1 rRNA gene is annotated in these 3,048 nt (G+C 51.7%); it reads right to left on the bottom strand.

Annotated features, from left to right (window positions below):
- Positions 1–17: 17 nt before the first annotated feature.
- Positions 18–2,901, bottom strand: a 23S ribosomal RNA gene (locus tag HV753_RS31090).
- Positions 2,902–3,048 lie beyond the last annotated feature (147 nt).

The raw sequence follows: 3,048 nt of genomic DNA, 5'->3' as shown, positions 1-3,048 counted from the left end.
ATAACCATCAGTGTTATAGGATCAAGCCTCACGAGCAATTAGTATCGGTTAGCTTAACGCATTACTGCGCTTCCACACCCGACCTATCAACGTCCTGGTCTCGAACGACTCTTTAGGGGGATCAAGTCCCCGGGATACCTAATCTTCAGACGAGTTTCCCGCTTAGATGCCTTCAGCGGTTATCTCTTCCGTACTTAGCTACCCGGCAATGCCATTGGCATGACAACCGGTACACCAGAGGTACGTCCACTCCGGTCCTCTCGTACTAGGAGCAGGCTCCGTCAAGTATCCAACGCCCACGGCAGATAGGGACCAAACTGTCTCACGACGTTTTAAACCCAGCTCACGTACCTCTTTAAATGGCGAACAGCCATACCCTTGGGACCGGCTACAGCCCCAGGATGAGATGAGCCGACATCGAGGTGCCAAACACCGCCGTCGATATGAACTCTTGGGCGGTATCAGCCTGTTATCCCCAGAGTACCTTTTATCCGTTGAGCGATGGCCCTTCCATTCAGAACCACCGGATCACTATGTCCTGCTTTCGCACCTGTTCGACTTGTCAGTCTCACAGTCAAGCACGCTTATGCCATTGCACTATCAGCACGATTTCCGACCGTACCTAGCGTACCTTCGAACTCCTCCGTTACACTTTGGGAGGAGACCGCCCCAGTCAAACTGCCCACCATGCACTGTCCCCGATCCGGATAACGGACCAAGGTTAGAACCGCAAACAAACCAGGGTGGTATTTCAAGGATGGCTCCACGTGATCTAGCGACCACGCTTCAAAGCCTCCCACCTATCCTACACAGGCCGGTTCACAGATCAATGCAAAGCTACAGTAAAGGTTCATGGGGTCTTTCCGTCTAGCCGCGGGTAGATTGCATCATCACAAACACTTCAACTTCGCTGAGTCTCAGGAGGAGACAGTGTGGCCATCGTTACGCCATTCGTGCAGGTCGGAACTTACCCGACAAGGAATTTCGCTACCTTAGGACCGTTATAGTTACGGCCGCCGTTTACCGGGGCTTCGATCAAGAGCTTGCACCCCATCACTTAACCTTCCGGCACCGGGCAGGCGTCACACCCTATACGTCGACTTTCGTCTTTGCAGAGTGCTGTGTTTTTAATAAACAGTCGCAGCCACCGATTCTCTGCGACCCCATCATGCTAAGCGCGCAGGCGCTTCACACTACCGGGGTATACCTTCTCCCGAAGTTACGGTATCAATTTGCCGAGTTCCTTCTCCTGAGTTCTCTCAAGCGCCTTGGAATATTCATCCCGTCCACCTGTGTCGGTTTGCGGTACGGTCTCGTACAGCTGAAGCTTAGAGGCTTTTCTTGGAACCACTTCCAATCACTTCGCAAGCAATGCTCGCTCGTGCCACACCCTTGATTTACGCGCCCGGATTTGCCTAAGCGCCATCTTCGATGCAGCAACAGGGACATCCAACACCCTGATGATCTTCCGCGATCCGTCCCCCCATCGCACTGTACGACGGTACTGGAATATTAACCAGTTTCCCATCAGCTACGCATCTCTGCCTCGCCTTAGGGGCCGACTCACCCTGCGCCGATGAACGTTGCGCAGGAAACCTTGGACTTACGGCGAGGGGGCTTTTCACCCCCTTTATCGCTACTCATGTCAGCATTCGCACTTCTGATACCTCCAGCAGCCTTTACAAGCCACCTTCGCAGGCTTACAGAACGCTCTCCTACCGCGTGCACTAAAAGTGCACACCCGCAGCTTCGGTTTATCGCTTAGCCCCGTTACATCTTCCGCGCAGGACGACTCGATCAGTGAGCTATTACGCTTTCTTTAAAGGATGGCTGCTTCTAAGCCAACCTCCTGACTGTCTATGCCTTCCCACTTCGTTTCCCACTTAGCGATAATTCGGGACCTTAGCTGGCGGTCTGGGTTGTTTCCCTCTTGAGTCCGGACGTTAGCACCCGGTGCTCTGTCTCCCAAGCTGTACTTGCGGGTATTCGGAGTTTGCCATAGTTTGGTAAGTCGCCATGACCCCCTAGCTATAACAGTGCTCTACCCCCCGCAGTAATACTTGAGGCACTACCTAAATAGTTTTCGGAGAGAACCAGCTATTTCCAGATTTGTTTAGCCTTTCACCCCTATCCACAGCTCATCCCCTAATTTTTCAACATTAGTGGGTTCGGTCCTCCAGCACGTGTTACCGTGCCTTCAACCTGGCCATGGATAGATCATCTGGTTTCGGGTCTACACCCAGCGACTGAATCGCCCTATTCGGACTCGCTTTCGCTACGGCTTCCCTATTCGGTTAACCTTGCCACTGAATGTAAGTCGCTGACCCATTATACAAAAGGTACGCAGTCACCCCACAAGGAGGCTCCTACTGTTTGTATGCATACGGTTTCAGGATCTATTTCACTCCCCTTCCGGGGTTCTTTTCGCCTTTCCCTCACGGTACTGGTTCACTATCGGTCGATCACGAGTATTTAGCCTTGGAGGATGGTCCCCCCATCTTCAAACAGGATTTCACGTGTCCCGCCCTACTTGTCTTACGCTTAGTTCCACACACAAAATTTCATCTACAGGGCTATCACCTGCTACGGCGGGGCTTTCCATCCCCTTCGATTATCTTGCATGCTAAAACGTAAAGGCTCTTCCGATTTCGCTCGCCACTACTTTCGGAATCTCGGTTGATTTCTTTTCCTCGAGCTACTGAGATGTTTCAGTTCACCCGGTTCGCTTCCATAGCCTATGTATTCAGCTATGGATACTGCATTGCTGCAGTGGGTTTCCCCATTCGGATATCTACGGATCAAAGCTTGTTTGCCAGCTCCCCGTAGCTTTTCGCAGGCTACTACGTCCTTCATCGCCTGTGATCGCCAAGGCATCCACCATATGCACTTAGTCGCTTGATCCTATAACGCTGTAGGCTATAGGACCTGAGTATTAGCGTTTGTGCCGTTCATAAGTTTCAAAGCAGTCTGAGGTTATTCACCCCAGTCTTGAGAACTTGGAACAAAATAATGCAATCACAACCCGTACTTATTTTCTTCAGCTTGCGC

Origin of the sequence: Achromobacter pestifer, assembly GCF_902859625.1 — a bacterium.
GTDB classification, from domain to species: Bacteria; Pseudomonadota; Gammaproteobacteria; order Burkholderiales; family Burkholderiaceae_B; genus Achromobacter; species Achromobacter pestifer.
This window is presented reverse-complemented; position numbering and strand designations above follow the sequence as displayed.